The sequence below is a fragment of the uncultured Holdemanella sp. genome, assembly GCF_934772795.1.
Classification (GTDB): domain Bacteria; phylum Bacillota_I; class Bacilli_A; order Erysipelotrichales; family Erysipelotrichaceae; genus Holdemanella.
Genome location: NZ_CAKVMR010000118.1, coordinates 1 through 2151, shown reverse-complemented (window position 1 = coordinate 2151; position 2151 = coordinate 1). Strand labels below are relative to the sequence as shown.

Sequence of the window (2151 nt, the reverse complement as noted above, 5' to 3'; positions counted from 1 at the left end):
TTAATAAGGCAATAGTTTTTGGTTACATATATCAACTTCAACAAATAGAAGAAAATGAAAAGATGATTGTAGATGAATTAAGAAAAATAAATTCAAGTGTTCCTGTAGTAAAAACAAATGACTTTGGACATATGCATGCTAATAGTATTATTCCTATTGGTGCAGAAGTAATAATAAATGCAAATAATCAGAGTATTGTTGTTGGTGAGTATTTAAAATAAAAGTTATTGAATACTAAATAAATTTTTATGATAATATATTATGACGAGGATAAGATGTATAAGGTTTTAATTTCGAATCCAATTCGCCAAAAAGTATGTGGAAAACAGAGATATATGAATTTAAATTAAGAATGAAAGGATAAAATAATGAAACAAAAATTTTGCTATCATGGAATTGGAGAAAACTTACTTAGATATGAAAGTATTATGAATAATGGAATTGTATCAGAAAGTGAAGGTACAAAGATTGAAGGATTTTCTGTTAATAGTTCTGGACACTATAATGGTAAAGATAATATATCAGTTGCTATTCCACATGATGATAATTATGGAGCTTTGAGGGTGTACATATTAGATGGAGGCATATCTTTTTATATTAAAGATGTAGATTATATTTTAGCTGGTAATACAGCACATGATTCTGGATTTGTGGATGAAGGATTTGTTTATAAAAGTATAAAAAAAGATAATATAGCTGGAATTATTATTAATTCAAGAACACAATCAAAATCAATTAGAAATTGTTCTGTTATAGGAAATCCAGCATTAGGAAGTATTATACCAATTACAGAATCTATGATAGCTTTATTAAAGAGTAATGGAATTGAAACAAGTAGTGCAATTAAAGATTTAGAAGTTCAACTAAACAGAGTTATGGATGACAAAGAAGTGAATTTTTTAGAAAAGGATAAAAAAGTAGAAAAAATTAGATATAAAATAGACCAATTACTAGGTGAAGCAGTGCAACAATTTTATAATAAAAAATTAGAAAAAAGTGATGCTACTTTAATGGATGTAATACAGCATTATAATACTAATGAATTACCAATATTAAATGAGAATGATGTAAGAATCCAATGTAAAGGAATCCAAATAGAACAGCCAATAAGTAGAAAAAGTTTTGAAAGAAGGATGGCAAGACCATCACAAAGAAATATAGATGATATAGAAGCTACATTAATGAGGTTAAAAAAATCCACTAGATTAATTTCAAAAGACTGGAGGGATACTAATGATTAAAATAGAAAATTATGCTAAGGCATATACTGAAATTTTAAAAATTATAGAGTATTTACCAGATAGTGAATATCAGAAAATACCACAGAAACTGATTGACAAATTTCAGGAAAAAAGTGATAAAGAATATGTATTTGAAATACAATCAAAAGACGATTTTGAAAATAAAAAATTATTAAAAGAAACAGAATATATTATGTATGCATTGTATAGAAATTATTTATCAGATGAAGAAGAAAGAGGACAATTAATGCGATTAGAAAAACAAGCACATAATGATTCTGAAGAAAATAAAAGAATTAAATATAATCCAGATGATATCTTTGAAAATAAAGATAAAAAAGTAACAGATTCTAGTGAAAAGATTTCAAATGAAGTAGCAATGACACAATATAATAAATCAATATTTAAGAAAATTTGGAATAAAATTTTAAGTATATTTAAAGATGAATAGATTTATATAGATTGATTTTAATATCAATCGCTAATGAAAACTTTGTGTAAAATTTTTTGGCTTTTTGTTTGTGCCGTTGATGTAGTTATCTACAACTTTTTCGGCTTTCGTGACGATTGATACAAATATCAATCAATTTATATATAGATTACCAAATTATTTTATAGAAATCAAGTATTTTTTTTAAAAACTTTTGCAAAAATTTGTTCTTTTGTGTTGCTTTACTATAAATATTATGCTATACTATGAAACATAGGAAATGATAATAAACAGATGTGGTTTTGCCACCAATTATACGAATTATCGTAGGAGAGGTGGTGATGTTTATGGTTAAAGTAATACTATTTTTTATAATATCTTTAACATTAAACGTTGCCTTGATAGCAGTTCTGTATAAGAACTGGGTTGATAAGCAACTACATAAATAAAAAAAGCTCACATCTGTAACTTTGGCGAGTT

General features: G+C 25.6%; 3 protein-coding genes. All 3 read left to right on the top strand.

Annotated features, from left to right (window positions below):
• The coding region (locus Q0F04_RS11755) for a hypothetical protein (protein ID WP_295753514.1) at positions 1-221 on the top strand (221 nt) is incomplete at its 5' end.
• A 147-nt stretch (positions 222-368) separates the two neighbouring features.
• Complete coding sequence (locus Q0F04_RS11750) at positions 369-1241, top strand: hypothetical protein (RefSeq protein WP_295753512.1); 873 nt, start codon at positions 369-371, stop codon at positions 1239-1241.
• The gene (locus tag Q0F04_RS11745) at positions 1234-1692 is read left to right on the top strand and encodes a hypothetical protein (RefSeq protein ID WP_295753510.1); all 459 of its coding nucleotides are present in this window, start codon (positions 1234-1236) and stop codon (positions 1690-1692) included. Before Q0F04_RS11750 ends, Q0F04_RS11745 begins: the two co-directional genes overlap by 8 nt.
• The last annotated feature ends 459 nt before the right edge of the window (positions 1693-2151 follow it).